Source organism: Petrimonas mucosa, from assembly GCF_900095795.1.
Taxonomy (GTDB): domain Bacteria; phylum Bacteroidota; class Bacteroidia; order Bacteroidales; family Dysgonomonadaceae; genus Petrimonas; species Petrimonas mucosa.
Window position 1 is genome coordinate 367558 of the sequence record NZ_LT608328.1, and the last position, 25038, is coordinate 392595.

Consider the following 25038-nt stretch of genomic DNA (forward strand, 5'->3'; position numbering starts at 1 on the left):
ATAGATAATATGAATATCCTATCCCTGGTTATACAACGCGAATATCTCACACGGGTAAGAAAACGCTCCTTTATCATCATGACGCTGCTGATGCCGCTGCTGATGGTGGCAATCTCGTTTGTACCCCTGTGGCTCTCTACCCTGAATGACGGTTCGGTTAAGCACATAGCGGTCATCGACAATACCGGCATCTATGCTCCGTTGTTGAAGTCGACCGGACTCTACCGTTTCGAGATCATCAGTGATGCACAACAGGGCGATTATCAGTCAAAAATCGGGAGAGAGCTGTTCGCCATATTGCAGATCACCGACGACCTGAACAGAAACAGCCATGCCGTCACCATTCTGTCCGAGAAGCAGGCACCGCAGGAGTTAAGAAGCATGGTAGAGCGGGTACTGAGCGAGAAGGTAATGGAGCAGCGGCTGGATAATCTGTCGCAACAGGGCAGTGTAAGCCAGGAAACCATCGCCGAGGTGCGCTCGGTTATTGAGGCTGGATCCAGCATCTCCGTCAGAACAATGAAGTGGGGAGGCGACGGGAATGTCTCCGAATCCTCTTCCGAGGTTGCCACTGTGCTGGGAATGGTTTTTACCTTCCTGATATACATGTTTATCCTGATGTATGGAAACATGGTGATGCAGGCCGTCCTGGAAGAGAAGAAAAGTCGAGTTGTTGAAGTGATGGTCTCATCGGTAAAACCGGTCAACCTGCTGATTGGAAAGATTACCGGAATCGGGCTGGTGGGAATCACCCAGCTCGTGATTTGGGGGGTGTTGACCGGCAGCCTCTTCTCGATCCTCTCCTTGTCAATCGTATCTCCACAGGAGGTTCCGGGAACCCTGCCGGTTGAGGCGGAGAGTTTTGACGCCGGAGAGATCCTGAAAACCGTGATGAGCGTCAACTGGATTGAAATTATTGTCTACTTTCTGCTCTTCTTTGTGGGTGGGTATATCCTGTATGCTTCCATTTTTGCGATGTTTGCCTCGGCTGTGGATAGCGACGAGGATACCTCGCAGTTCATGCTGCCTGTAACCCTTATCATCATGTTCGCCTTTCTGGCAGGATTTTACAGTGTGAGCAATCCCGACGGACCATTGGCATTCTGGGGATCGTTGATACCTTTTACATCACCTATCGTGATGATGGTGCGACTGCCGTTTGGAATCCCGTTATGGGAGAAGCTGCTTTCGCTGGTGTTGCTCTATGGAACGTTTCTCCTGATCGCTTTCTTCGCCGCCAAGGTGTATCGCGTGGGAATCCTGATGTATGGAAAGAAACCATCGGTGAAGGAGATGATAAGGTGGGTCAGATATAAATGATAAAAACCAAAACATGAAACAGAAGTTTACTCTTTTTTTGTTGTTTGCCACGATTTTGGCGAACGCACAGCAAAAACCGTCGCAGCAGTGGCTCGACCAGAAATATTCGATGTTTATTCACTTTGGACTCTATTCCGTGTACGGAGGAGTCTATAACGGGCAACCGGTACGTCGGGGCTACAGCGAACAGATCCAGTCGCATGGGGGGATATTCAGTGACTGGTATGCAAATACCGCCCGGGAATTTAATCCGGTTGAGTGGAATCCGGATGAGATTGTAAAACTTGCGAAAGATGCGGGCATGCGCTCCATTGTTTTTACATCCAAGCATCACGACGGGTTTTGTATGTATCACTCACGGTATACCCGCTACAATATAGTGGATGCCACACCCTATAAGCGAGATCTGATGAAGGAGCTGGCTGATGCCTGTCGTCGCGGTGGAATCGAATTTTCTGTCTATTACTCCCTGATCGACTGGAATTTCCCGCATGCTTACCCGATCTCGAGCCACAACGCCGATCCGCTAACCGAGGAGCACTATCGATTCAACCTGAAACAGGTGGAGGAGATCATGACCAACTATGGCGACATTTCTGAGATCTGGTTCGACATGGGTTCACTCACACCTGAACAGAGCCGGGGATTGTATGAACTGGTAAACCGCCTGCAGCCTCAATGTATGATCAGCGGACGGTTGGGGAACGATTATGTCGATTTTGCAGTGATGGCCGATAACGAATATCCAGATTACAAGCTGGAGGTGCCGTGGCAGACTGCAGCTTCCATCTTTCATGAAACATGGGGATATCGTTCATGGCAGAAACGCGGTGAAGTTAAGCCGAAAGTGGAGGAGAAAATCTCCAGTCTGGTTAAGGTGATCTGTCGCGGCGGGAACTACCTGCTCAACATAGGACCGAGAGGTGACGGTTCGGTAGTGAAGTTCGAACGGGATGTGCTGCAAGGTGTCGGGAAGTGGGTCAAACAAAATGCTGAAGCCATTTACGGAACCAAGGCAACTCCCTTCGATAAGCCTTTTGCCTGGGGAAATGTAACCATGAAGGGAAATGACCTGTTTGCTTTTGTGGAAGATCTTCCTGCCTCGCAACAGATAGAGTTGCAGAGAGTCACCGGAAAGGTGAGTGAGGTAAGGTTGCTGGCATCGGGCGAACTCTGCAATTTTTCTCAAAAGGGGGGTGTTATTAAGGTAGAACTGCCGAAAAAGAGTTCCGAAGAGTTTATTCCGGTTATCAGAATCCGGTTTGAAAATGGATTTACTGTTACTCCCTCCATTATTGTAACAGGCAACCGATTGTCGCCCCAAAACGCAGTGCCGCTGTTCGGACATTCCAGCTTGAACTATTACGGCGGATACAAGAGCTTGATCGGTTACGATTGGAAGGTATCCCGAAGTAAAGGGAAGGTCTTCCCAAAACTGCTCTATACTGATAGCGAACGGGGGCGCAGCATCGATATCGAGATTGATGGAAGAAGGCAGCATATCGTGCTTGACGGTTCCAATCCTACAACTGTGAAATTGGAAAAGAGCAGGGTGAAGTGGGGCAATCTCTATCGGAAACCCGGAAAAGGTGTATTTGGCTATGTGGAAGAGGAGGGATTGCCACTGGTGAACGTAGGAGCAGCCGGTTCGGGCTGGAAACCGGTTATCGGTTTCCGGTATGGTGAAATCTATACCGAGGCGATTCAGCTCCGGGAGAGCATTCTCTTCCTGCAAGAGATCGAGTCGGAGAAAGAGCAGACAATAGCAGTGGAGTTAGGCAGCGGTAACGGCGTGTATGTACTGCTCAATGGGGCGTACATCACTGCACATCTATCGCCCCAAAAGGTGAAATATGGAAAAGAGGTCTTGCTGCTTCCGCTACGGAAAGGATTGAACCAATTGATCATAAAGCAATATAACGGATATGAGGAGGAATTGGCATACAGTTTGCAGCCCCTCGACGAGTGGACAATCTACTCTCTCCAGCTACCGGAAACAAGGATAACCCAATCGGTTTCCGTGCGTGCCGCAGATGCGGAATCGAAAGTGGCTCCACTGAGAATGAATAATTTAATGATAATTAGATGAAAATAGGCAATATAACATTTCCATCGCGGTATCCTGTATTTCTCGCACCGATGGAGGATGTTACCGATATCGGCTTCCGGCTGCTTTGCAAGCAGTTTGGGGCTGATATGGTATATACCGAGTTCGTGTCGAGCGATGCATTGATCCGTCATGTGAAGAAGACCAAAGAGAAACTGACCATATGTGAAGAGGAGCGCCCCGTGGCCATCCAGATCTACGGAAATGATCCCGACTCGATGGTTGAGGCGGCCAAGATCTGTGAAGAGGCGAATCCTGATGCAATCGATATCAATTTTGGATGTCCCGCCAAAAAGGTTGCAGGTAGGGGTGCCGGTTCGGGAATGATGAAAACTCCCGGGTTGATGCTCGAGATCACAGAGAAAGTGGTGAAGGCGGTCAACCTGCCCGTAACTGTAAAGACCCGATTGGGCTGGGACGAGGATTCCAAGATCATCGTCGCGTTGGCAGAACAATTACAGGATTGCGGAATCGCCGCACTCACCATTCACGGCAGGACGCGTGCGCAGAAATATACTGGGGAGGCCGACTGGTCACTGATAGGTGAGGTGAAGAATAACCCCAGGATGCATATTCCCATTATTGGGAACGGCGATCTGATTACGCCGCAGGATTGCAAGCGCCGTTTCGACGAAACCGGTGTGGATGCGGTGATGATCGGACGGGCCAGCTACGGGCAGCCCTGGATCTTCAGCGATGTGAAGCACTATCTCGAGACGGGAGAGATGGCACCCAAACACCCATTCACCTGGTATCTTGACGTGTTGAAACAGCAAGTGTTGCAGAGTGTGGAGCGATTGGATGAGCGGCGCGGCATCCTTCACATCCGCCGGCATCTGGCCGGAACACCCATCTTCAAGGGTATTCCCGATTTTAAAGCAACCCGGATCGCCTTGCTCCGGGCCGAGACCCTGGATGAACTGTTTGCCATCATGGATGAGATTCCAGAAAAGTATGGGCTGCATTAAACAGTGGAGCCGGTAACGAGTCAGATTGATAGACCAAACTTGATGCGAAATGAAAAAATGGGGTGTTGTATTGGCTCTTCTGTTGGCTCTTACCTGCATCGCTTCGGCCCAGGAAACTGGAATCATTGCCGATCTGTTGAAAAGAAGTGCAAAGGAGAAAGTGGCCAGGATGCAGCAACTGATCGGTTTCGATAATGATAAAGCCAATCAGCTCTGTAAACTGGAGACTACATTTCTGTTGGAGGTATGGAAAGTTGAAACCTGCTCTCTCTGCAACCGGAAAAAAAGGGTCGGGAAACTGAAAACAAAGCGCGAGGCAGACCTGCAGAAGATCTTGTCTCGCGATGAGTATATCAAATATCAGTCTCTCGAGTACGAGTTGTTGAATGAGAATGTGCCGGTCTGGCTCTCTATCAATTCCCGGACGGGAGAAGTGCCGGATTGTCGATGATCACCGCCTGTCTGCGGATCGATTCACTGGTCGGGTAGAGCTCGGCAGGTTTGAACTGTGGCTGATTGACGCTTCGCGTTGATCTGGTTTCATAGGGTAATCCGGTAATCAGCGAAATGGCCTTGGCAAACAGGTAGTCATGAATATCGCCGATGGGCTTCCAGGTGGTGGTATTGTACTCCTGGGATTGAATGAGATGATCGGGAACCAGCCCGTTTGTTGCTATAAAATCGTTGTTGTTTTTATCGGTGTAACGGCCCACTATCGGCTGCATTCCCCAGTTTTTCAGTTTCTCTTTTTCCGAGGAGGAGAGTCTTGACGCCACGTAGATGGGTTGCGCCCTTTTATTGAAATCATCGAATGGGTGTATGGTCCACGATGCGGTATATTTCCCCGAGGTCTTCTCGCCGATATGCTCCACCTGCATAAACGGTTTCAGGCAGAATGTGACCAGTTCGGATGCCGATGCGGAGCTGGAGGTGGCAATGATGTACACCTTGTCCAGGTTCAGGTTGGCACCCAACGGATCGGGATATTTTGAGCTGTTGTAATTCCCCAGAAACTCTTTCCGCTCCCATTTATACTGGTCATAGATGCTGTTTACATACGAGTTGTAACTCATGATGGTTAAAACATCCCGGTTTCTTACATTCTCTTCCGGAGCAATCAACGATGCCAGATAGCTTGCAGCAGAGATTCCTCCGCCCGGATTATAGCGTAAATCCAACACGAGATCGGTTACGTCGGCGGCTTTGAATTCGGAGAATACCCGGTAGAGGCTGCTGTTGTAATTCTCTGTAAAGTTGGTATAGAACAGGTACCCGATCTTTTTCCCTTCTATCTCGTAAATGTTGCTATATAGTACCGGATCCGCGCTGAGTTTGGCGGGAATTACCGTAACCTCCCTTTGATTGCTGAAAGTTTGATCAAGAACGGTAAAAGTTGTTGCAGAGTTGGCTCCATACATCATTGTATAGTTGTTGACAGTTATCGTCTGTCCGTTGATTTTAATGATTACGTCACCTCTTTTAAGTCCCGCTTTTTCCGCGGGGGAACCGGGAAAAACGTAGCGAATGAATCCTATGACAGTGGTATAGGATTCGTCCAAATAGAGAGGAAAGGGTTGGAAACCGAATGCATCTCTCGATTCCCCCTCAAATTCGGCCAGCAAGGATTCGATATCATCGGTGATCCAGGACCAGTGATGCTGTTTGTCTATATTGTTGAGTATCTTATAGAAATAGCTCTCCGGATTGACATCAGCCACGGTCGGTCTCTTGTTTTTCACCTCATCTGCCCAGAGATAATAAAGCGACATGCCGTCATAGACAAACTGGCTTACTATATTGATATCTTTTACAATGGTTGCTGCTCCACCTATTGTGGCATCCCCCGTATAAATTACGGTTCCGTCTTGCAAGGTTGCACTGGCAGTTGGCGGATTGGTCGTATTGTCGACCATCGCACTAACCGATTCTGTCTCCCCATTGTTATAGGTAAGTATAAATGATTTAGAGTCGGGATTGTATGAAACGGATTTCAATTCACCTTTCAACTCTACAACTGGATCTTTTTCCTGGCACGACACTACCATTAGCAGCAGTATGGTCAGGATTGAAAATAGAGTAACTCTTTTTTTCATTGGGCAGGTATATTACAATAACAGCTCTTTGACTGTGAAAGTAGTAAAGATTTTAACCAGAGCTACAAGATTTTAAAGATTTAACACTCCTTTCCCCTGGCGGACAATTACCGGTTCATCTGAAGTGCAGTCAATGACGGTAGAGGGTTCAATACCTCCTAATCCGCCATCGATGACAATCTCCGCAATGTCGCTCCATTTTTCATGGATCAGTTCGGGATCGGTAATATATTCAATCTCCTCCTCTTCATCTTTCACTGAGGTGTTGAGGATAGGGTTACCGAGCGCCCGCGCGATTTCGCGGATGATCGGGTTGTCGGGTACGCGGATACCTACCGTCTTCTTGTTCTTGTAGATCTTGGGAAGTGATGATGTGGTAGGGAGGATAAAAGTAAAGGGCCCCGGCAAGTTGCGCTTCATCAGTTTGAAAGTGGGGGTATCCACCTTGGCGTATTCGCTAATGGCACTCAGGTCGTTGCAGATGATTGAGAGGTTGCTCTTCTGGGGATTGATCCCTTTCAGGTCACAGATCTTTTCCACTGCGCGTACATTCAAGGCATCACACCCCATACCGTAAATTGTATCGGTTGGGTAGATCAGGATGCCGCCGTCACGGAGAATGGAAACCACTCTCTCAATTTCCCGTGGATTGGGATTCTCATTATAAATCTTTACTATCATAATAGTCACAAAAATAGAAAAAAAGTAGCTTCGGATGTGATTCCGAAGCTACTAAATTGTTTTTATGTAGATTTTATGTTCGGGCTTAACTCACGCTATTCAGTCGTGCTTTCGTCCAGACCGTTACTATATTGCTTCATTGCCCTGAGACTCATGCCCATTCCAGAGAATCCTCCGTCGTTGTAGAGGTTTTGCATGGTAACTTTACGGGTAAGGTCAGAAAACATCACCACGCAATAATCGGCACAGTCGTCGGCATCCGCGTTCCCGAGAGGTGCCATCCTTTCGGAGAAGTCCATCAGGTCTGACATTCCTTTCACACCGCTTCCGGCCGTTGTCATGGTAGGCGACTGCGAAATGGTATTTACGCGTACCCCCTTGTCTCGACCGTAAATATAACCAAAACTTCGTGTTATCGACTCCAGCAAAGCTTTCGCATCGGCCATATCGTTATAGCCGTAAAATACACGTTGCGCAGCAATGTACGACAGGGCCAAGATTGAGCCACCGCGCTGAATAGCATCGAGCTTGCGGGCTACCTGTAGCATCTTGTGGAAGGAGATGGCCGAAATATCCAGCGTTTTATTAAACAGGTCGTAATCAAGATCATCATATGTGCGTTTTTTACGCACGTTGGGAGACATTCCTATGGAGTGCAGAACAAAATCAATTTTTCCACCCAATATCTCGATTGATTTGGAAAAAACCATCTCCAGGTCTTCCACGTTGGTGGCATCTGCGGGAAGGATCTCAGCATTGAGTTTTTCTCCTAGCTTGTTTGTATCTCCCATCCGTACGGCAACCGGAGTATTCGACAACGTTATGGTTGCTCCCTCCTCCACAGCCCGTTCAGCCACTTTCCAGGCAATCGACTGCTCGTTTAACGCACCGAAGATAATGCCTCTCTTGCCTTTTAATAAGTTGTGATTCATTTTGATTTTTGTTTATGAAATAAAAAACTGCACAAAAATATAAAGAATGTGCAAACTTTTAAACAAACAAAAGCAAAATATGTTCTTTCACTCACCCTTTTTTGTATGGTTGACCCCAATTTGCTCCATCTTTCATCTCAACGTTCATTAGATACTTGTATGCAAAGGCCAGCTTTTACAGTTTTTATCAATTTTTATACCCTTCGATGGTGAACAAAATCGTATAGAATTGTTATAATGAGAAGTTAAATGTAGATTATGACAGTTACTTATATTTTTCACAGTTGTTATCTGCTCGAGTTTGACGGGTTCTCGATTCTGTTCGATTTCTACAAGGATGGGAAAAGGGATGACGGCACTTTCTGGGTAAGTGATTATCTGCTTGGAAAACCCGACGACCTCTATGTGTTCTGCTCCCATTCACACCCCGACCACTACAATCCGGAAATTTTAAGATGGGGTATAACGAAGTCGAACGTGAAGTATATATTTTCGAAAGAGGTGATGAATAACAGTGAAATCACTGTTTATCAGAATATTGCCTTTCTCGACAAATTTGAAACCTATGAAGATAACCGGATTAGGGTTCAGGCTTTCGGATCGACCGATACCGGAGGCTCCTTTGTGGTGGATGTTTCGGGTAAGCGTTATTTTCACGCTGGTGACCTCAACAACTGGCACTGGAACGAAGAAGTCCCCTTTCTTGAGTCCACGGGTTATGAAAATAGTTATCTTTGTCAGCTGGAACTCCTCGCTGAAAAGGTGGATCAGGTGTATCTGGCGATGTTTCCAGTGGATCCACGGTTGGGAAAGGATTACATGCGGGGGGCCGAACAGTTTGTCAACAGGATAGCGACCGATTATTTTCTGCCGATGCACTTTGGAGAGAATTATGAAAAAGCCAATGCTTTCAGTCGTTATGCCCGCTTGCAGAACTGCACCTTCCTTCCCGTGTACAAAAAGGGACAGTCGTATAAGCTGTAGCACCCGAACGGAGAGTTAAGTAAAATAGAAGGCAGACCTCTGATGTATGGGGACTCCTGCAATACAACAGAAAAAAGAATATGGAAATTAAGAGCAAATTTGATCATTACAACATCAACGTATTTGATCTTCAGAAAAGTATTGAGTTTTACAACAAGGCGCTGGGATTAAAAGAGGTACGAAGAAAAGAGGCTTCTGACGGGTCTTTTATATTGGTTTACCTCGGTGACGGAGAAACCGGTTTTACCCTGGAGTTGACCTGGCTTCGCGACTGGGATCGCCCGTACAATATGGGAGATAACGAGCAACACCTGTGTGTAAGGGTTGCGGGAGATTACGACCAGATAAGGGCCTATCACAAAGAGATGGGTTGTGTTTGTTACGAAAACGAATCGATGGGGTTGTATTTTATTGTGGATCCTGACGGCTACTGGGTCGAAATCCTCCCGATATAACTGGTGCCGGCTCTATACCTTTTATGTAAAGAAAATAAGAATGGATTATTTCAATTATCATCGCCGTCCAACAATCGATGTGCGTATCGGAAACATTACCTTGGGAGGTAACCACCCGGTTGTTGTACAAACAATGACAAACACAAACACGCTCGATACCGAAGGTAGCGTGGCTCAATGCGAGCGGATTATTGCAGCGGGCGCCGATCTGATCCGGCTCACTACACAGGGTGTAAGGGAGGCTGAGAATCTGCGGAACATCCACCGACAACTGAGAGAGAAGGGATATACCACGCCGTTGTCGGCAGATATCCATTTCAATCCGCGTGCGGCACATGTGGCGGCCACAGTAGCGGAGAAAGTGCGGATCAACCCGGGTAACTTTGTCGACAAGCAGAAAACCTTTGCCGTGCTGGAATATAGCGACGAGGAGTATAGACAGGAGCTGGAAAAGATCAGGTCCAAAGTGGTCCCTTTTCTGCAGATCTGCAAGGAGCACGGTACGGCAGTTCGGATAGGTGTAAATCATGGTTCACTCTCCGACCGTATCATGACCCGTTTTGGTGATACCCCCGAAGGTATGGTGGAATCCTGTATGGAGTACTTGCGTATAGCTTTGGATGAGGGTTTTACCGATATTGTCATATCGATGAAGGCCTCCAATACGTTACTGATGACCAAGGCGGTCCGCTTGCTGGTAGACAGGATGGATAAGGAGGATATCCATTTTCCGTTGCATCTTGGTGTGACCGAGGCGGGCGACGGTGAAGATGGCAGGATGAAGTCGGCCGTAGGGATAGGGGCGTTGCTCTCGGATGGTTTGGGAGATACCGTCAGGGTATCGCTGAGCGAAGATCCTGAAGCGGAGGTTCCGGTTGCCCGAAAAATTGTGAATTACGTTGCACAAAGGGAGGGGCATGAACCCATTAAGGGAGAGCTCTATCCAGGCTTTTCGCCATTCTCCACAGACAAGCGGGAGACGCGTGCAGTTAGAAACATTGGCGGAGGATTTGTGCCGGTAGTAATTTCAGACCGGAGCGCAATAACCGACATGTCGATCAATCCTCATTTTATTCCCGATTATATCTACGTGGGGAGTAATCTCCCCGCCAACTTTCCCAAAGGGATGAAGTCGATCGTCGATTTTCCAAATTGGGAAGATCGGATTGATAACTTCCCGATGTTCACAACCGAAAACATTTCTGCTATCGGAGAGTGTAATGCGGCTGTCAAGTTCTTACAACTCTCCTATCCGCAACTGACCGATGATATTGTACAGGTGCTAAAAAAGAGCGAGAAGGTGGTTGTTATCCTTCAGACCACTCATCTGAATGGCGTAGGTGAACAGCGGGCATTTTTCCATAAACTGCTTATTGAGCAGTGTGACGTACCGGTAGTTATCCAGCGCAGTTACTCGGAAGATATGGCAGAGGATCTCCAGGTTAAAGCGGGTGTCGACTTTGGAACCATACTGCTTGACGGTTTCGGAAATGGAATCATGATCTCGAATTCAGGAAATATCGGGATCGCTCAACTCGACTCCTATGCTTTCGGTATTCTTCAGGCAGCCCGTGTCCGTACCAGCAAAACGGAGTTTATCTCATGTCCCAGTTGTGGTCGCACGCTGTTTGACCTGCAGACGACAGTTGCGTTGGTAAAAAAACATTTCTCACATCTGAAGCACCTGAAAATTGGTGTGATGGGGTGTATTGTTAATGGTCCGGGCGAAATGGCCGATGCCGATTACGGTTATGTGGGTGCGGAGCATGGGAAGATTTCACTCTACAGAAAGAGAGAGCTGGTTGAGAAAAATATTCCCCAAGAAGAGGCTGTGGAGCACCTTATCCAGTTGATCAAGGATAACGGGGACTGGATAGAGCCTGAGGCAAATTAATCATGCAGTTTGGTTCAATGCTGTTTGGTAATTTGCAAAAAAAGTAGTAATATTGCACCCGCTTTCGACAAAAAGATGGTCGAAAAGGTCCCATAGCTCAGTTGGTTAGAGCACCTGACTCATAATCAGGGAGTCCTTGGTTCAAGCCCAAGTGGGACCACTTGAAAAAGAGAGAGTTGCGAGAAACAGCTCTCTCTTTTTTGGTATGTCGGGCATGGTATTAAGCTAACAGGATGAAAGTTCCTGTATGTGCCGAGTTGATAGGAAACATTAGTGATTGGCAAAGGTGTTGCGGGCGACCGCAAATCTGAAAGAAGCCATTAGCAAATCTGCAGTTCTGACGAACAGAAACCAGATATAAGGCTCATTTGAGCGGGCAACCGAGCCATAGATTGGGAACGCCCAAAATTCAACCGTAACTCAACGTGAGTAAATCAGGCAGAACTCAGAGAAAGTTTAGTATCTTATCCCGAGAGATCTTGCAGAGGCGCACCAACAGTGCACGAACAACAGCGATGTTGTTTTCACCTTTCAAGAAGTCAGCAGAAGACATAGTATTCGGTGTGTGTACACCATCGAAGAAGGTCTGAATCTTTTAATTTAAGGAGCAGTTAGTTCAAAATTTCTTTTATGGCGCAACCGCAAGAGATAACGTACCAATATGACCTGTTTAGTGAGCAGCGTCAGGATGTTATCCGCCCTTTTCCCACGAGTGAAACCGTATGTGGAGCTTCGGGAACAAAGGCGTTTCAAGTAAAAGAAGCAGGCGAACAGGAACGAGCCTTAACCCCCGATTTAATGAGCTTGGTGTTGTCTCACGACAATATCAAGGCAGCCTACAAACAGGTAAAACGCAACAAAGGCGTTGCGGGTATTGACCAAATGCCGACAGGAGATTTTGCTGAATGGTATTCTCAACATGCAGAAACGTTGCAAAGCGAACTTTACAACGGCGCTTACCAACCGCAAGGGGTAAAACAGGTCGAAATCCCGAAACCCAACGGCGGCAAACGCAAATTGGGTATCCCGACGGTAACGGACAGGATAATCCAACAAGCGATTTCCCAGGTGCTCAATCCTATTTACGAACGAAAATTTTCCGACCACAGTTATGGTTTTCGCCCCAACCGCAATGCACACCAAGCATTAAAGAAAGGCAGCGAATACGTATCAGAGGGTAGAGTAATCGTTGTAGATATGGATTTGAAAACGTTTTTCGATGTGGTCAACCACGACCGTTTAATGTATCTGCTATCAACCACCATCAGCGATAAAACGCTTTTGTGGCTGATACGCAAATACCTTCAAAGCGGTATACTGATAGACGGGGTTGTAAGCCAACGTACCGAAGGGATGCCGCAGGGCAGTCCTCTTTCACCCTTGCTGTCCAACATCGTTTTAGACGAACTGGACAAAGAGTTGGAAAGGCGGGGACACAAATTTGTTCGCTACGCGGACGATTGCAACATCTACGTACGCAGCCAACGGGCAGGCGAGAGATTGTTGGCATCGATAAGCGTATTTATCGAAACCAAGTTGAAATTACTAGTAAACAAAGAGAAAAGCCGGGTATGTCCGGTCAATCACACCAAATTCTTGGGCTATACCATTCAAAGGGATGGCAGTCTGAGCATAGCCAACGAAAGTGTAAAACGCTTTAAGGAAAAGGTACGGAAGTTAACCAAACGCAATAGGGGCGTGAATTTTGAACAAATTATTGTGGAACTCGAACCTGTGATGCGCGGTTGGCTTAACTACTTTCGGCATGCACGCTGTAAACGCCTGTTGGAGAATATAGATTCTTGGATACGGCGAAAACTTCGGTGCTATCGCTTAAAGCAATGCAAGCGTGTAATTACGCTTCAGCAATTTTTGAAAAGCCACGGTGTGGAGACTTGGCAAAGTTGGATATTGGCTCTTTCGGGGAAAGGGCTTTGGTGTAAATCGGGATGCCCGCAAGCGCATCAAGCCTTGTCCAACCGGTGGTTCAACGATGTAGGTCTTTACAATCTCTCATTAAATTATGCAAGGTTAAACCATTAAAAGAAACCGCCGTGTGCGAGAGCATGCACGGTGGTGTGAGAGGGCGGGGGAGTAATCCCCCTACCTACTCGATTTGAGAATTTGTTAATCGGAAAATCATCTGGACGACTGTTAAATAACCGCTACCTGGAAAAGAGGGAGTTCTGTTTTTTATATCAAAAAGTATATATTCCCAGCTGGTTATAGTGTTTGATTATAAAAAACACTATTTTTAACTTCTCTTTCTTGATCGAAGGTGAAATTAATTTGAGAAACATGGCAACATTCAACAATTACAGGTTGACTCAACAGTTTAGACAGGGGGTGATTGCGCATCGTAGGTTAATGGCCGGTCTGTCAGGATAACCGCCATGCGCGGAAACAACGGGAGCAGGGCAATCATTTACACCGCAGCCGGAAAGAGATATTCGTCTTGACCTTGGCAGGCTGTCGGGGAGGTTAAACACAAATTGGTTCAATCCGGCAACCGGGAAATGGTGACAAGCTGGAAAGGAATCAAGGCCGGGAAAGGAGGGCACCTTGTTGATCCACCTGGTGATTCGGGAGCTGAGAGTGATTGGGTATTGATTTCAAGAAGCATGTGAATAGTGACAAAGCAGATACTGGTTACATTATGAAAAGGATTTACTTTATACTTGTTTTTTTTATCTTATGGGGAGTATGTTTGAGAGCTTCTGTATCAAAAATTGTTTCTCCGGACGGACGGTTGGCATTGCATATATTTGTGGAGAAAGAGGTCTCCGTTGAACTCTTTGCTGACAACTTAACGATTTTTAGGATAGAGAATATCCGATTGGAAACAGAAGAGAGAGTGATTCCATCAGAAAAAGCGAGGGTAAAAAGGATCAGGAAGCGAGCGGTCGACAATCTTGTCCAGCCGGTTATTAAAGAGAAACAGGCAGAAATCCCGGATAAGTATAATGAGGTAACAATTGAATTTACCGATAATAGCAAATTAGAGTTCAGGTTGTACAGTGACGGATTTGCCTACCGTTACATCCTCGACCTGCCTGGAGAATTGAGAATTAAAAATGATATTGCCAATTTTCTCTTTGACGAGAACGCAATCCTTACATATCAAAAGGATAACAATCCCAATAGCGACTACGAAAAGCCTTATCTGACAACCTCCATCCATGACATGGAGATCAATGATATGGGCAATCTGCCTGCTCTCGTGAAGAGTGGAGCGGGCAAATTTATCCTCTTCATGGAGGCTGACAGCAAGGATTATCCTGTCATGTGGATAAAAAAGAGGCAGGAGGGGTTGACGACCCATTATTGGGGCGTCCCAACAGGTTATAACGAAAAGGGAAATCGATTCAATAGAAAGAGCACTACAGGAAACGGTGATTTTATTGCTGATATAAAGGCTCCCCGCAGCCTACCCTGGAAAGTTTTTGCTTTTGCCGATAAGGAGATCGGGTTGTTGACAAATCAGATGGTCTATTTATTGGGCGATGAATGCAAAATAGCCGATACATCATGGATAAGACCGGGATGGGTTACATTCGACTGGTGGTCGCGTCGCGGTATCTACAATGTCGACTTTAAAGCAGGAATAAATACCGAGACAGCGAAATATATGGTCGATTTTGCACATGACTTTAATATGAACTATTTCATGCTTGATGATGGTTGGACCTTGGGAGAGGATCTCACCCAAACCATCCCAGGGTTAAACATGGAGGAGGTGGTCAGCCATGCAAGATCAAAAAATGTAGATCTCATTCTCTGGGTACCCTATGCTCTTTTTGATGAACAGATGGATAAAGCATTAGAACAATTTCAAAGATGGGGTATTAAAGGTGTAAAGATAGATTTTATCAATCGTTCTGATCAGGAAGCGGTCAATTTCTATTGGAAAGCTGCTGAAAAATGTGCACAGTACAAAATGATTATCAATTTCCATGGTGCATATCGTCCTGATGGTTTACGCCGTGCCTATCCCAATGTATTGACAAGGGAGGCGCTCATTGAATTTGAATATAATGGTATAAATGGTTGGGATAATCCGGATCACCACTGTACATTGCCGTTTATTCGGAATGTGGCTGGCCCGATGGATTATATTCCAGGGACGATGAATAATGCAACAAAACAGGATTTCAGAGTAAACGGGGATAAACCGATGGGGCAGGGAACCAGAGCCCATTCAATCGCAATGGCTGTTGTGATGCAGAGTCCCCTGCAGATGGTTCCTGATGCGCAACCGTTGTACTACAATAACATGGAGTGTACAAGGTTTCTAGCTGGGATACCTGTTGAATGGGATGAAACAGTCCCCCTGGATGCAAGGATTGGAGATTATGTGGCCCTTGCAAGGAGGAGAGGTCGTGTATGGTATGTCGCAGCCATAACAGATTGGGATCCAAGAAATATATCGATTAATTTTGATTTTCTTGAACCGGGAAAAGTGTATGTCATGGAGGTAATTAAAGATGGTGTCAATGCTGACAAGACAGCTGTTGATTATAAAAGGGAGAGAAAGAGAGGTATCAGGCGAGGGGATAGTGTAGCCATCGAGATGGTTTCCGGGGGAGGTTGGATCGCAAAGCTCGAAGAGGAATAGCATCAGGCTTTACATAACTTTAAAGATACAGATTGGGGATACTGCTCAAAATTTACCCGGTTCTGTTTGTTGAATTTTCACTATTTCGGGTGCTTATTTTAGCAGACCTGAGTTGTTTTGATTATTTTTGTCTCTTTATTTCTGATCTTTATAGGAGGATAACAATTTCAGGCTAGAACGATCAGAATCCGATATGCCAAATTTACTGTTTCAGATTAGAATTTGAATATATGATCATAGCTATTGATTTTGACGGCACAATTGTCGAACATGCCTATCCGAAAATCGGCAAGCCCATTCCCTTTGCGATTGAAACTCTCAAGATGCTGCAGAATGACGGTCACCAGCTTATCCTCTGGACCGTGCGCGAAGGAAAACTGCTGCAGGAGGCGCTCGATTATTGCTATCAGAATGGCATAACCTTCTTCGCGGTGAATGCGAACTACCCTGAAGAGAAGCGGGAAAACTCCCCTCGCAAATTGATGGCGGATCTGTTTATTGACGATCGTAATCTGGGAGGACTTCCCGATTGGGGGATCATCTACCAGATAGTGCAGGCTACTGCAAGGGGAGAGAACAACTTTGGCCTCTTCAGCGGGAACCAGTCAGAACCTGAAAAGCGAGGTTTCTGGAGCTGGTTCAAATAGTCCTGAACAGCAATATTTTCCCGGCCGCATTGATTACTTCAACGGTCAACCTCTCCCCCTTCTTCTCAAGTATCATCACTGTACCGTCGGGCTCCCGGTTTCCTCCACCGATAATGACGGGGAAGCCGTTGCCGGCCTGGCCGGTATCGATTACCCGAAAACGGTGGGTGTGTCCGTTGAGTGAGATATCGAACGGAGCCTTCCGGAGTACTGGTACCCAGAGGTCGGAACAGGGGGAGAAGCTGTCGGCTCTCACTCCGAAGATGGGGATATGGTGAATCAGAATCCGCCTCTTTGCTTTGCGAAATGCGACACTCTTCAGCTCTTCCTTCAGGAAGTCGGCTTGGTCGATCCGGTGTTGGGTGAAGTCGTTCATGCCATAATAGACCGGATGGTCGTCGGGTTTGTCCTCACCGCAATCGAGCAGGACAAATCGGGTGTCTCCCAGTGAGAAGGCACCGTAGGAGCGTCCATTTATCCGTTCCAGATAGTTCCACAGCTGGAGTGAATATTCGCCGCGCGTCTCGTGGTTTCCGCGGATAAAGATGGAGGGGACCTCGTCACTTTTGATGCGTGGGGTATAGCTGTTGAGCCGGTTTACGATATCGGCCTCTACCTCGACGTCGTCAAAGCAATCTCCGTTGAAGATCACCAGGTCGTATGGTTTCTGCTCCACCAGAGAGTGGAGCTTGTTGAACATCGCCATGTTGCTGTGCAGATCGTTGTAGACGATGACACGGAAATCCCGCTGCTTGTCGCTCCAGGTTGTAAACGATTTCAGCTCTGTTCTTACCGTATCTCCGAACTCCTTGTAGTAACTGGAGTAGCGGGTGATCTCCTGCGACACCACACGGTAGTAGTACTTTGTTCCCGGGTGGAGTCCGGTCAGATGTACCCTGTGGATCTTGTTGTTGGCCACCATCACCCCTTCGAGGAAGTTCTTGACAGGTTGCAGGTTCGTACTGTCGGTGCCGAACTCCACCCAGCCTTGTGCAGGCACATTGGTGAGCCACATGATCGTCATCTCGTCGCACCCCGGATTCTGCAGATAGGGGATGGTACGCATCACCTGATCGGCCGGTGTCTTGAGCCGGATATCCACATACACCGGCCGGTGATCGGAGGCGATCGGATCGTTCACCACTTCCGCTTTGTATTTGGCATAGGTCTCGCCATTGGCGGTATATCCTAAGATATAATCGATCGTGACGTTCGGATTGTTTGATGGATAGGAGTGCTGTTTAGGATCGGAAAGTATTTGCCAGTCGGTTTTGAGCAGTTGGATGGGTGCAGAATCTGGAGTAGCGTTCAGATCTCCGACCAGGAAGACCGGCTTGTCAAAATCCTTCACCGCTTCCGTAATGATCTTAACCGACTCCACACGCTCCTCTTCGGTGAGAGAAAGATGCGTGTTTACAACTATATACTTCTTCAGCTCTACGATAAGTGCTGAACGTGCCTCTTCTGCCCCAGGCAAATTAATCTTTCTTACAGCTACCGGTTTCTCCCGGGTCAATACACCGTTCCCATATTTTCCTCCATTGAAGAGGATTGAATACCCGAAAGAGGCATACATTCCGGTCTGTTCTGATAACATCCGGATAATGTCGGTATTGCCGCTCCGGTTTATCATACTGTCCACCTCCTGTAATCCAACCACTTCAGGGTTGACTTCGAGGATCACCTTCCCAATTCGTTCAATATTCACTTTTCCATCCATACCCCTACCGTGCTGGATATTGAAGCTCATGATACGGGTGGTGTTTTCCCGTTGGGGAAAACGACCGCCATCGTATGGGGCGGAGGCTTGTGCACCACAGCAAAATAGGGCGATTAGAATAATTGATAGTGGAAGAACTCCTCTTTTCATCTACGGGAATCTTATTTGGAATTCAACAATCTCTTGGCGTTGTTCAATCTATCGTTCCAGTCGGGAGCAGGTTCCAATGTTGCAAATCCGGCAATTGCCTCTTCCAGTTGCTCCAGTTTCTCCTTAGATTCGGGGCTGTTTTCGGCGGCGTAGACTTTCCGCAGTATCCGGATCTTCTCCGCGTCCTGGATTCCTTCAACCAGCCGTTCAAAGCGGATGGAGCTCCGGGCGTCGGGATAGACAATATAGGTATCGCCGGCCGGCCATGTCCTGAAACGGGAGTCGGTCAGCGGATCCTCTACCCATGAATTGTATGACCAGCGCAGGAATCCGTCGAAGTCGAGGGCAACCGAATACCAGGCGGCATAGACCGCTTCGGCCGGCTGGGAGAAGGTAAAGGTATTGGGAAACCTGTCGGAGCAGCAGACATAGTATGTGGTGATCAAGCCTTTTGCTCTCCGCGCTTCGATCTCTTCACGGCTGACCTCATTGCCGGCACCTACGCAGATATCCTTGATCCAGGGATACTCCTGGTAGCTCTTGTGGTTATCGGCCAGCGACACCCCCAGTTCCGGAGCATAACGCTCCAATACCCGGAGGGCAGCCTTCATGTCGGCGGGTCCCCGTTCGTCCATGGCAATATTGGTCTTTTCGAGCCACCCCTTTTCCCGGAGGTGCCGGGTGAAATCTTTGAGGAATACACTCCAGAGCTCCTCATATTCGGCAGACTGCGCTTTCAGCTCCACGGTAACCAGTTCTCCTTTCGCCATGTCGTTGTAGTGGAGCCGGTTATTCCAGGTGAGGAGCGAATAGCAGTTGATCATCTTGTCAATGCCCAGTCCCATCATGAATTCCACCCAACGGTCGAAAACGGTATAGTCGAAACTCCAGCTCTGATCCTTGTTTTTTGTCCAGATGATCATGTCTGCGTAAGGGTCATGGCACTGGTTGTTCCACGGATCCATGTTCAGGGTGGCGGTAATCACTTTCTGGCCTGCATTGGCCAGCATCTGCATCAGCGGTCTCATCTTTTCGAAGTGGGCGTCGCTCCAGAGTTCAAGCTGGTGCATCCGGGCCACGGCCGAGGGGTGCTGCCACAGGTCGAGGTGATAGCTCCATTCCGACGGTTGGGGTAACAACCGGTCTACCACTTCCAGACTGATGTCGAAATCCCTATTTCTCTTCCCCTTGGCGTAGATGGTCACTTTGCCTCTATAATTTCCGGCAAGAGCATCGGATGGAACAGATATTGTGAGCCACACCGGCCTTGCGGTTTTTGCCTCCAGGTTAAAGCACTCCAGATTGTCCAGCATGTCGGGTGCAAGCGAAGCCGGGAAATCTCCAGGTTTGCGCCGTCCACAGCCGGGACCAAACTCGTCGGTCATGACGTACCTGACGAACCGTGCCTGTGCCACTGTTGCGGGGAGCGTATTCCCTTCCGATACAAGGTTGCTGAACCGGCACTCTACCTGGCTGACATCCTCGGCAGTCCAAAGCAGCAGTTGTGCGGAGACTTTCTCCCCCTTCCATGCGGAGAGCTCTATGTTGTTAACGGGAGTAACCTGCGGAGCCACAGATTTGGGAAACTTCTCATCAATGGAGATAACCGAAGCGTGTAGGCCCGGGGTTACGTTTGACCAGTCCGACAGGGTATCTGCTGTTGGATCTTTCATCTCTTCGAATGTGGCACACACCTTTTGTGCACCTCCTCCATTGCACGCCATGGTGGCGAAGATCGACAGGCCAAGCAGTGCGGCAAGGCCATGCCGGGGAACTGTTTTTGTGATTTTCATCTCTTCTCAATTCAATTTGGACTGCCAAAGTTAGCTATTTTTTTTCGCTAAAACCAAAATGACGGTCAATCTCTCTCCTGTTTCCGATAGGAATCAGCGTAAAACCGTAGGTGACTTTACTCTTACCTGGACGGATCAGGTATTTTTCCAGTGGCAACTTGCCCCAGCTGTTGTTTCCGCCAAGCCCCTGCATGCGCTGATCAATGAAGAGATCTACCAGATCTGACGGACGGTAATCGTTGATATGTTTGTTCCGGGGGGCAGTTCCTGCCGGAGCATCGTTATTGAGTGATTCACCGTTGCTTACCGTCTCCAGCAAATAGTTTGAAACATTGAACTCGAACAGGTCGTCCGACACAAATAGCAACCCTTTACCCGATTTCTGGGTAAGTGCCAGCCAACGGGTATCGGTGTGGTGTCCATTCTCCTGAGGTAAAATGTACCGGGTTACCATTTCGCTGACGGGGGAGGAGTAGCGATCCAGGAAGGTGGAACTTTTCCTGTCGGCATAATTTTCCCAGGGTCCTCTACCGTAATAGTCGGCCTGCACCAGCTTTCCGGTTAACTGCATCCGCATGCCGATACGGGGTATCAACTCAGTTTTCGATGCAGAGGCATCAAACTGGTTACTGATGTGGATGGTACCGTTATCGTAGAGGGTGTAGGTCACTTCGTTGATCGCACCCACTTCTGGATAGTTGTAACGGTAGCTGATTGTTGTTGTTTCACCTTGCGTGATCCTCAGATTTTCCGCCACGGGTTCACGGTAGCTGGCCTCCCTCCATGCGGAGAGTCTTTTAGGGAGCCGCGCACCATAATCGTTGTCGTTGGGCGCCCGCCAGAAGAAAGGACGCGGTCCGACCCCTTCATTGATATATTCTGTTCCATCAATCTGATAGGAGGTGAGCAGGCCGCTCTGTTTGTCAAAGATTGCCTTGTAGCGTCGACCGCTAACAATGATTGATTTTCCGGTCTCTTCAATTTTTGCAGCTTTGGGATTATCCATCCTGAGAACGGGGGGATTATTGATCACAAACTGATCGCGGGCAACTACCCAGCCGGCAGGGATCAATCTTTCCTCTTCCTTCTGGATTACACTAAAGGTGACGGTCAACTGCTCTTTCTTCCCGGCATAGCGGGTCCAACCGGGAATTGTAGTCTTCACGGTTTGTTGGGGCGCCGCTTCGACATTCAGGGTTCCCCTGCCCAACTCTTTTCCTGCTGATTTGATACTGAAAGTGAACCGGTATGGTTTAAGATCGGTGAAGAAATGTTCGTTGAAGATTTCCACGGAACCATCTTGAGGATTAAAGTTGCGGAACCAGATATTCTGGTATACCTTGCGCATCTCTTCAGTTTGAGGTTTCACGCTTCGGTCGGGAAAGACCATCCCGTTGATACAGAAGTTCCCGGAACTGGGTGTTCCTTTCGGCCCAAAGTCGGCTCCATATGCCCAGAAACGATTCCCCTTTTCGTCATGTTTCACCAGACCCTGGTCGACCCAGTCCCAGATGAATCCACCCTGCAACAGCGGATATCTTCGGATGATCTCCCAATATTCGGTAAAGTTGCCCAGGCTGTTCCCCATGGCATGGGCATACTCGCAAAGAATAAGTGGGCGGTCTGAAGAGGGATCGTTGGCGAAACGTTCTATCTCATCCGGGTCGGCATACATGGGTGCGAAGATGTCGCTGTTCCACTCCATCTCGGCCCGCTCATACTGTACTGGTCGTGAGAGGTCGCGACTCTTGATCCAGCGGTAGGTTTCGTAAAAATTGTATCCGTTGCCTGCCTCATTTCCCAGCGACCAGGTGATTACGCAGGGATGGTTCTTGTCGCGTTCCACCATGCCGATGGTGCGGCTCAAGTGATCTTCAAGGAAGAGCGGGTTATTTCCCAGTGTACCCCCGGTTCGGAGGCTGTATCCCATCCCGTGACTCTCGATGTTGGCCTCGTCGATCACATAGATGCCGTACTCGTCGGCCAGTCTGTAAAACATCTCCTGTTGTGGATAATGGCTGGTACGGACTGCATTGACATTGTATCTCCGGAACAGTTCGAAATCTTTTCGCATCAGCTCTTCGGTGACGTAATGTCCGGTATATTCGTCATGTTCGTGCAGGTTGACTCCTTTCAGCAGCACCGGTTGCCCATTGACCAAGAATTGGCGGTTTTTGATCTCTACCTTCCTAAAACCGATCTTCAGTGATGTAGCCTCAACGGAGGTTCCCGTTTCATCTTTCAGCTCCAGGTTTAGCGTGTAGAGATGAGGTGTTTCGGCGCTCCACTTTTTTACCCCCGGGACAGTCTGTTTGAAACTGATAAATGAGACATTTTGGAAGGCTTTTTCAAATCGGAGAGAAGTAGGCGCTTTCCCCGAATCTGTATCAGCATGGGACCCTCCAGCCACCTTTTTCCCATCTTCATCCAATAGGGTGTAGGTTACTGTAAAAGGGCTTCTGTCTTGCTCCGGAGAGGCTACGGTAACATCCAGGCTGAAAAGGCCATCGGTATAATTTTCATCGAGTTCTGGCTTCGCGAAGATATCTGCCAGATGCAGTTTCGGTCGGGCATATAGGTAGACATCGCGGTCAAATCCCGATAGCCGCCAGAAGTCTTGGCACTCCAGGTAAGAGCCGCTGCTCCAGCGGTGAATCTGTACCGCCAGCACGTTTTCTCCTGTTTGAGCCTGTTCCGTCACATTGAAACGTGCCGGCAGCTTACCCTGTTTGTTCATACCCACAAACTTGCCGTTCAGGTAGTAGTAGGCTGCCCCTCTTGTCGCTTCGGCAACCAGGATGATCTCCTTCCCCTGCCAGTTGTCCGGCAGGGTAAATGTTTTCCTGTAAGTGCCCGTGGGATTGAACTCTTCAGGCACGAATGGCGGATTGGGTCTGTCCCAGTAAGGGGCGTGTCCCGGCGAAGTGAACTCATAGGTGGTATTCACATAAATTGGGACACCAAAACCCTCTGTCTCCCAATTGCCCGGCACGCGGATATCGTTCCAACGGCTGTCATCAAAATCGGTATCCTGGAAACCCTCCTTCGGGCGTTCATTAAAATTGTCGGTATAATGGAACTTCCAGGTGCCATTCAACAATACCACATTGCTGCCTTTTGAAGAGAATGGAGCATTCATCGCATCCTTCAGGCTGTTGAAGGTGTAGAAGGTGGATCTTGGTTGTAATCGGTTTATATGCACAAGTTTAGCGTCGGTAATCTCTGTATACCGGTCTGCCTGCTCCTGAGCGGTTGCCAATCCGTAGGCAAGGCAAATTGATAGGAAAATCGAAATCTTTTTCATATTCAGTTGGTTTATGATTATTTTTTTCGAAGTTTAATTGCGAATCCGCCATCCGGGGCTAGATAGAGCTTGAGGGTGTCATCCGACTTGACGTCGCGCATCTCACTTTTGAAGTCGCTGCCTTTCCGGTGAGCGTTCGCACCGTCGCGGAACAGGCTCCGGGAGAGATGCTTCCCCACGGTTATCTCGGCGGTCAGTTGCCCGTCGTGCGATGAGATGCCATATTTTTTCTCTGCATCAATTGCTCCACACGTAAGCAAGAGCATCAGAATGAGTGGAATTGTCCTTTTCATAATGGTATAAAGGGTTCAATCAATCAACATTATTTATCAATGAAATCAAAAGGGTAAATAAAAGGTTTGATTTTTTCGCCGGTTCGCAGGCGTATCCAACTCTCGAAACCTCTTTCACCTTCAGTGAGTTCAATGACACGAGCTCCATTACTCCCATCGGGATGATTGTAGTGTGATGTTTTTCTGCTGCCGGTAACGCGACCATAGCAGAGCATAATCTCTTTCCAGCAAACTACATAATCGTTCAAATGATCGTGGCCGACAATAACAGCCATAACGTCGCCATTTTTCTTAAAAGCATTGAAGAGGCCTGTATTTCGGCTGGCACATGCAACCTTCTCTTTTCGGGTGCCATAGAAGCGTGCATCCAGATCGACAATTGCCTCCCTGAACTCTGGCAGGGGAATGTGGAAAAAGGCAAGAGAAGGAATCGGATTCTCTTTGTTGATTTTTGTGAACTCTTTGCTGGTTTTGTTGTACCAGTTTACCTGATCTGATTCAATGGAGTCCCTATTGCTGTCAAAACCATAGAGCACTGTCATTATCCGTTCACTGCTCGACTGGTAAATGGGGATAGCAAAATTGGTTGTACCTGTAATCCCTTCAACTCTACTGGTAAGGTTTCCAGGTAAATTTCTGATCTGGTTGTAGATTGCTTTACGATCCATGCTTAGTTCATCATCGTGATTTCCCAGGACAACTGCAAATGGAATATTATGGGTTACCGCCGGCTCCAGGATGGCGTCAATCCCTTCGGCAACTGGCTCGCCGGTTACATGATCGCCAGTGTAAAAAATCAAATCGGGCTTTTCGATATCTAGAACATTATTCATGCAATCAACCGCTTCCTGAGATTGGGGAACAGCTGATTTCCAATGGATATCTGTAAATTGGACAATTTTAAATTTCCGATCATTATTGTACGATAATTTCAGTTGCGGCTTATCATCAACAAGATTTTGCAATCTATTTGCTGACTCGATCTTTCTGCTTAATAGAAACGCTCCTGCAGCCAGCGCAGTTTTTTCAATGAAAAATCTTCTATCCATATCTATTTCATTTTCAAATCAAATTAACAACAC

General features: G+C 47.8%; 18 protein-coding genes and 1 tRNA gene. 11 read left to right on the plus strand and 8 right to left on the minus strand.

What is annotated here, in order from left to right; all coding sequences use genetic code 11:
- Positions 1-9: 9 nt before the first annotated feature.
- From ING2E5A_RS01480 to ING2E5A_RS01495, 4 genes are read left to right on the plus strand one after another with little or no spacing between them, the layout of a single operon-like run.
- The gene (locus ING2E5A_RS01480) at positions 10-1320 is read left to right on the plus strand and encodes an ABC transporter permease (RefSeq protein ID WP_071135881.1); all 1311 of its coding nucleotides are present in this window, start codon (positions 10-12) and stop codon (positions 1318-1320) included.
- A gap of 13 nt (positions 1321-1333) precedes the next feature.
- Positions 1334-3409, plus strand: a complete 2076-nt coding sequence (locus tag ING2E5A_RS01485; RefSeq protein WP_083373120.1) for an alpha-L-fucosidase — start codon at positions 1334-1336, stop codon at positions 3407-3409.
- Complete coding sequence (gene dusB / locus ING2E5A_RS01490; RefSeq protein WP_071135882.1) at positions 3406-4395, plus strand: tRNA dihydrouridine synthase DusB; 990 nt, start codon at positions 3406-3408, stop codon at positions 4393-4395. The genes ING2E5A_RS01485 and dusB overlap by 4 nt, the downstream gene beginning before the upstream one ends.
- Before the next feature lie 49 nt (positions 4396-4444).
- A complete protein-coding gene (locus tag ING2E5A_RS01495) occupies positions 4445-4846 on the plus strand; it encodes a hypothetical protein (protein ID WP_071135883.1) in 402 nt (133 codons plus the stop codon).
- Here the strand turns inward: ING2E5A_RS01495 and ING2E5A_RS01500 are convergent.
- The 3 genes from ING2E5A_RS01500 to ING2E5A_RS01510 all read right to left on the minus strand — a co-directional run bounded on the left by ING2E5A_RS01500 (position 4809) and on the right by ING2E5A_RS01510 (position 8101).
- Positions 4809-6488, minus strand: a complete 1680-nt coding sequence (locus tag ING2E5A_RS01500; protein ID WP_083373121.1) for a S41 family peptidase — start codon at positions 6486-6488, stop codon at positions 4809-4811. The two genes, ING2E5A_RS01495 and ING2E5A_RS01500, sit on opposite strands and share 38 nt — an antisense overlap.
- Positions 6489-6560: 72 nt before the next feature.
- The gene (locus ING2E5A_RS01505; protein ID WP_071135885.1) at positions 6561-7169 is read right to left on the minus strand and encodes an L-threonylcarbamoyladenylate synthase; all 609 of its coding nucleotides are present in this window, start codon (positions 7167-7169) and stop codon (positions 6561-6563) included.
- Positions 7170-7264: 95 nt separating this feature from the next.
- On the minus strand, positions 7265-8101 hold the full coding sequence (locus tag ING2E5A_RS01510; protein WP_071135886.1) for an enoyl-ACP reductase FabI: 837 nt from the start codon (positions 8099-8101) through the stop codon (positions 7265-7267).
- Between the two features lie 258 nt (positions 8102-8359).
- On the opposite strand from ING2E5A_RS01510, the gene ING2E5A_RS01515 reads away from it, so the two are divergent.
- From ING2E5A_RS01515 to ING2E5A_RS01545, 7 genes are all read left to right on the plus strand, one after another.
- Positions 8360-9085 carry an MBL fold metallo-hydrolase gene (locus tag ING2E5A_RS01515; protein ID WP_071135887.1) on the plus strand — a complete coding sequence of 242 codons (726 nt, stop codon included), beginning with the start codon at positions 8360-8362 and terminating at the stop codon, positions 9083-9085.
- An 80-nt stretch (positions 9086-9165) separates the two neighbouring features.
- On the plus strand, positions 9166-9540 hold the full coding sequence (locus ING2E5A_RS01520) for a VOC family protein (RefSeq protein ID WP_071135888.1): 375 nt from the start codon (positions 9166-9168) through the stop codon (positions 9538-9540).
- Positions 9541-9580: 40 nt separating this feature from the next.
- Positions 9581-11434 carry a 4-hydroxy-3-methylbut-2-en-1-yl diphosphate synthase gene (locus ING2E5A_RS01525; RefSeq protein ID WP_071135889.1) on the plus strand — a complete coding sequence of 618 codons (1854 nt, stop codon included), beginning with the start codon at positions 9581-9583 and terminating at the stop codon, positions 11432-11434.
- An 86-nt stretch (positions 11435-11520) separates the two neighbouring features.
- Positions 11521-11594, plus strand: a tRNA-Ile gene (locus ING2E5A_RS01530).
- Between the two features lie 470 nt (positions 11595-12064).
- The gene (ltrA, locus tag ING2E5A_RS01535) at positions 12065-13477 is read left to right on the plus strand and encodes a group II intron reverse transcriptase/maturase (RefSeq protein WP_197678513.1); all 1413 of its coding nucleotides are present in this window, start codon (positions 12065-12067) and stop codon (positions 13475-13477) included.
- A gap of 613 nt (positions 13478-14090) precedes the next feature.
- Positions 14091-16049 (plus strand): glycoside hydrolase family 97 protein, encoded by a 1959-nt coding sequence (locus tag ING2E5A_RS01540; protein WP_154670005.1) that lies wholly within the window; start codon positions 14091-14093, stop codon positions 16047-16049.
- A gap of 230 nt (positions 16050-16279) precedes the next feature.
- Positions 16280-16696: a BT0820 family HAD-type phosphatase gene (locus ING2E5A_RS01545; protein ID WP_071135891.1), complete on the plus strand. Its 417-nt coding sequence runs from the start codon at positions 16280-16282 to the stop codon at positions 16694-16696.
- Here ING2E5A_RS01545 and ING2E5A_RS01550 read toward each other — a convergent pair.
- From ING2E5A_RS01550 to ING2E5A_RS01570, 5 genes are read right to left on the minus strand one after another with little or no spacing between them, the layout of a single operon-like run.
- Positions 16689-18566: an endonuclease/exonuclease/phosphatase family protein gene (locus tag ING2E5A_RS01550; protein ID WP_083373122.1), complete on the minus strand. Its 1878-nt coding sequence runs from the start codon at positions 18564-18566 to the stop codon at positions 16689-16691. The genes ING2E5A_RS01545 and ING2E5A_RS01550 overlap by 8 nt on opposite strands.
- A gap of 11 nt (positions 18567-18577) precedes the next feature.
- A complete protein-coding gene (locus ING2E5A_RS01555; protein WP_071135892.1) occupies positions 18578-20359 on the minus strand; it encodes a DUF4091 domain-containing protein in 1782 nt (593 codons plus the stop codon).
- A gap of 34 nt (positions 20360-20393) precedes the next feature.
- Positions 20394-23663 (minus strand): glycoside hydrolase family 2 TIM barrel-domain containing protein, encoded by a 3270-nt coding sequence (locus tag ING2E5A_RS01560; protein WP_071135893.1) that lies wholly within the window; start codon positions 23661-23663, stop codon positions 20394-20396.
- Between the two features lie 17 nt (positions 23664-23680).
- Entirely contained in the window at positions 23681-23956 is a 276-nt protein-coding gene (locus ING2E5A_RS01565) for a glycoside hydrolase family 97 C-terminal domain-containing protein (protein WP_071135894.1), read from the minus strand.
- Between the two features lie 29 nt (positions 23957-23985).
- Entirely contained in the window at positions 23986-25005 is a 1020-nt protein-coding gene (locus tag ING2E5A_RS01570; protein ID WP_071135895.1) for a metallophosphoesterase family protein, read from the minus strand.
- Positions 25006-25038 lie beyond the last annotated feature (33 nt).

Bases quoted from the DNA above. Each gene is read 5' to 3' on its own strand.
- ING2E5A_RS01510 (WP_071135886.1), bottom strand. From the start codon at position 8,101: ATGAATCACAACTTATTAAAAGGCAAGAGAGGCATTATCTTCGGTGCG.
- ING2E5A_RS01515 (WP_071135887.1), top strand. From the start codon at position 8,360: ATGACAGTTACTTATATTTTTCACAGTTGTTATCTGCTCGAGTTTGAC.
- ltrA (WP_197678513.1), top strand. From the start codon at position 12,065: ATGGCGCAACCGCAAGAGATAACGTACCAATATGACCTGTTTAGTGAG.
- ING2E5A_RS01560 (WP_071135893.1), bottom strand. From the start codon at position 23,663: ATGAAAAAGATTTCGATTTTCCTATCAATTTGCCTTGCCTACGGATTG.
- ING2E5A_RS01570 (WP_071135895.1), bottom strand. From the start codon at position 25,005: ATGGATAGAAGATTTTTCATTGAAAAAACTGCGCTGGCTGCAGGAGCG.
- ING2E5A_RS01525 (WP_071135889.1), top strand. From the start codon at position 9,581: ATGGATTATTTCAATTATCATCGCCGTCCAACAATCGATGTGCGTATC.
- ING2E5A_RS01550 (WP_083373122.1), bottom strand. From the start codon at position 18,566: ATGAAAAGAGGAGTTCTTCCACTATCAATTATTCTAATCGCCCTATTT.
- ING2E5A_RS01540 (WP_154670005.1), top strand. From the start codon at position 14,091: ATGAAAAGGATTTACTTTATACTTGTTTTTTTTATCTTATGGGGAGTA.
- ING2E5A_RS01500 (WP_083373121.1), bottom strand. From the start codon at position 6,488: ATGAAAAAAAGAGTTACTCTATTTTCAATCCTGACCATACTGCTGCTA.
- ING2E5A_RS01520 (WP_071135888.1), top strand. From the start codon at position 9,166: ATGGAAATTAAGAGCAAATTTGATCATTACAACATCAACGTATTTGAT.
- ING2E5A_RS01505 (WP_071135885.1), bottom strand. From the start codon at position 7,169: ATGATAGTAAAGATTTATAATGAGAATCCCAATCCACGGGAAATTGAG.
- ING2E5A_RS01485 (WP_083373120.1), top strand. From the start codon at position 1,334: ATGAAACAGAAGTTTACTCTTTTTTTGTTGTTTGCCACGATTTTGGCG.
- ING2E5A_RS01555 (WP_071135892.1), bottom strand. From the start codon at position 20,359: ATGAAAATCACAAAAACAGTTCCCCGGCATGGCCTTGCCGCACTGCTT.
- ING2E5A_RS01495 (WP_071135883.1), top strand. From the start codon at position 4,445: ATGAAAAAATGGGGTGTTGTATTGGCTCTTCTGTTGGCTCTTACCTGC.
- dusB (WP_071135882.1), top strand. From the start codon at position 3,406: ATGAAAATAGGCAATATAACATTTCCATCGCGGTATCCTGTATTTCTC.
- ING2E5A_RS01480 (WP_071135881.1), top strand. From the start codon at position 10: ATGAATATCCTATCCCTGGTTATACAACGCGAATATCTCACACGGGTA.
- ING2E5A_RS01565 (WP_071135894.1), bottom strand. From the start codon at position 23,956: ATGAAAAGGACAATTCCACTCATTCTGATGCTCTTGCTTACGTGTGGA.
- ING2E5A_RS01545 (WP_071135891.1), top strand. From the start codon at position 16,280: ATGATCATAGCTATTGATTTTGACGGCACAATTGTCGAACATGCCTAT.